This is a genomic window from uncultured Porphyromonas sp. (assembly GCF_947254915.1).
Taxonomy (GTDB): domain Bacteria; phylum Bacteroidota; class Bacteroidia; order Bacteroidales; family Porphyromonadaceae; genus Porphyromonas.
The window spans coordinates 1-3,078 of the sequence record NZ_CAMYEZ010000161.1; the positions used below are offsets into that span (position 1 = coordinate 1).

Sequence of the window (3,078 nt, forward strand, 5' to 3'; positions counted from 1 at the left end):
CAGCCACTCTCGGTGGGGATCGGTCGTCTGCCCATACGTACCTTGGAGGAGGCTGAGGCTGTAGTGGACAAAATAATACGCTATGACAGCGAGCAGGTGCCAGGCGTGTGGCGTACGCGTGCTTGCTATGTGGCGGACAATATGGATGGCTACTCGCACCTCCTGGAGGCCGACAGGACTGCTCAGCTCATGGAGCGTCTACAGCCAGAGCTTATCATCTCCAAGGTCTATATGGATGCCTACGCACACAAGAATGTGGGCGGACGAACCTCGGTGCCTGAGGCTCGGCGCAAGCTGATGAGTGAGCTACAGAAGGGACTACTCTTACTGGACTACACGGGCCACGGCGGACCTGCGGCTTGGAGCGATGAGCAAATCCTGACGCAGGCGGATATCGTACGCTTTGACTATCCTCACCTGCCAGTATGGATTACGGCAACCTGTGACTTTACCAACTACGACCACCCTCAGACCTCGGCAGGGGAGTCGGCTATGCTCAATCCGACCAGTGGGGCTATCGCACTCTACACAACGACACGTGTCGTGATGAATACGAACAATGAGCAGATGAATAGAGCGCTACATGAGAGCCTCTTCACACCTCAGGCGGATGGCTTCCTACGTCCTATGGGTATCGTGATGCGTGATGCCAAGAATGCGCTCACACACGATACGATGAATAAGTTGAACTTCTTCCTCCTCGGGGATCCAGCGCTGCGCCTTCGCATGCCAGCCTATGAGACGGTCATCACGGAGCTGGCGGGTGTCTCGCTCGACAAGCTCTCGGAGGGGGAGGCGGTACCGCTCCATGCGATGGATAGTGTACAGGTACGGGGCTACGTGGCGAGCAGTCAGGGAGTCGTGCAGGGAGACTTCACGGGCCGGCTCTTTGTGACGGTCTTTGATGCTAAGGCTCCGGTCAAGACGCACATAGACAATGCACCGGACAAGGATCCAGACGAGATTACCTCTTTTGAGGACTACCCTGGGATGCTCTATGCGGGTATCGCTGAGGTAAAGGAGGGACACTTTGACTTCTCTTTCGTAGTGCCTAAGGATCTCCCTTATAGCGGGGGCAATGGCAAGATCAATCTCTATGCTTACAGCGATGCGAAGGGCGGCGAACCGTACGAAGCGATGGGCATGAGCCATGCAATCTGTGTCAAGCCTGGCGTGGGAGAGCACAGCGTGGTTGACACGGTTCCGCCTGAGATACGGGAGCTATACCTAGGTCATCCGAACTTCTCAGTGGATAACCCCATCGGCTCAACACCGCTCTTCGTCGCCACGCTGGCTGATGCCTCGGGGATCAACCTTTCGGGAACGGGCGTGGGGCACAATATGACGTTGGTAGTGGATGGACGCGAGGACTTGACCTTTAACCTCAGTAGTAGCTACACCGCCTCGGAGATGGAGGCGGGTGTGGGGCGGGTGCTTTACCTGCTACCTGAGCTACCAGAAGGCGATCACACGGCGACTTTTACGGTGTGGGACGTGTGCAACAATGTTTCGAAGCGTAGCTTTGCCTTCCGTGTGCGTGCTGGTCAAGCGCCGACGGTGGTCGAGAGCCATGCTCGTCCAGGTGTCCTGACGGCTGATGATCCGCTGATTGTGGAGGTGTACAACAATACGCCAGGCGTGGAGGTTGATGTGACTATCGAGCTGTACGACTACCGTGGCGCACTGGTTGCGCTCTCGCCACAGATGGTGGCTCGCTCTGGACACAATACGCCAGCTCTGATACGATGGGAGCCTAAGCTTCAGTCGGGCGGTGCCTTGCTGCCAGGTCTTTACATCTACCGCTTGCGGATGACGCAGGGAGACTCTCTGCCCGCTTTCTCCTCGGGTAAGATAGTAGTGAGGTAACAGTTTCGTTATGCAGGCTGATATCTTAGCGTTGGTTACCAGTTCGACCCCCTTTGTGGCGGTGGCGGTGATGGCTCTTCTTGTGGCGATCAACCCTTGTCCACTGGCGACAGTGGTCTCTTCGCTGCTCTTCTTGACGGGACGGCAGACGAATAGACGGCGGGGGTGGTGGCTCACGACGCTCTATGCGCTGGGGCGTGCGCTACTCTACTTTTCGCTGGGATTGCTCTCGGCGTGGCTCTTGCGGACGAGCATTCAGACGCTCCAACTACAGGCGCAGATCCTGTACGGCTTGGAGCATTGGCTGGGACCACTGATTATCCTACTGGGAGTACTGCTCTGGCTGTTCGGTCGTCACGATCATCATGATCACCATCACGAGGAGCAGACACATCAAGCGGAGGAGCTTAATCATGAGCACGAGCAACCGTTCGGGCGACAGGGTGCATGGAGCTGGCGAGCCCTTTGGCTGGGCTTTAGTTCGGCTCTCTTCTTCTGTCCTGCTACGGGGCTGATCTACTTCGGTATGCTGGTGCCTATGACGGCTCAGGCGGGAGGAGCTGAGGGGTTGCTCTACCTAGGGTTCTTTGCCCTTCTGACGGCGAGCATCGCTTACCCTGTCTATGGCTTGATACGGATGGGGTTGAGTCGCTTAGCGCATTTCGCTGGAGATATACAGCGGTGGCGCAAGTGGTTGAGCGTGGGCATCTCACTGCTCTTCATCGTGATGGGCGTTGTGATCACGCTCGTTCACCTACTACATGGTCACGAGGCGGCTGTCGGCTGATCTCTGTAGAGCTTGATGAAGCAGTGCGTGGCGAGGACGACGTCGTGGCGAGACTTGAGCTGGTAGATGATCTCCAATCCCTCGCGATCCCATAGGAGTTTGCCATAGAGCGACTCTAGGCTGATGCGTGTCTGTAGGGGATCGGCTTGGTAATGCGAGATGAGGTAGTTGATGCCTTGGCGCATGGTGCAGAACTGTCGCCGAGACCCGAGGCTCTCATTGGGCAGCTGGTAGTGTTGTAGGTCGTGCGCTAGGACGGCTAGGTGGAAGGCGAGGCTATGCCCCACGATCATCTGGACACTTTCTAGGTCTCGGAGGAAGAGCTCTAGCACTGCTTGGGGCGCTTCGCCATGCCCAGCGACAAACTCGGTGGTTAGCTGATGGTAGTCGGTAGCTTCGCTTGTGATCGGCACGCCACTGAGTAG

Annotated in this window: 2 protein-coding genes and 1 pseudogene; 2 read left to right on the forward strand and 1 reads right to left on the reverse strand. The window is 57.0% G+C overall.

The genetic code is table 11. From position 1 onward, the window contains the following. Nucleotides 1–1,866, forward strand: a 1,866-nt coding sequence (gene porU, locus Q0X57_RS07970; protein ID WP_297729931.1) for a type IX secretion system sortase PorU, incomplete at its 5' end; no start/stop codon positions are given. A 10-nt stretch (nt 1,867–1,876) separates the two neighbouring features. After that, the gene (locus tag Q0X57_RS07975; RefSeq protein WP_297729933.1) at nt 1,877–2,653 is read left to right on the forward strand and encodes a sulfite exporter TauE/SafE family protein; all 777 of its coding nucleotides are present in this window, start codon (nt 1,877–1,879) and stop codon (nt 2,651–2,653) included. On the opposite strand, the pseudogene Q0X57_RS07980 reads toward Q0X57_RS07975, so the two are convergent. Beyond that, a pseudogene (locus Q0X57_RS07980) lies at nt 2,632–3,078 on the reverse strand (exonuclease); the annotation flags it as partial. The gene Q0X57_RS07975 and the pseudogene Q0X57_RS07980 overlap by 22 nt on opposite strands.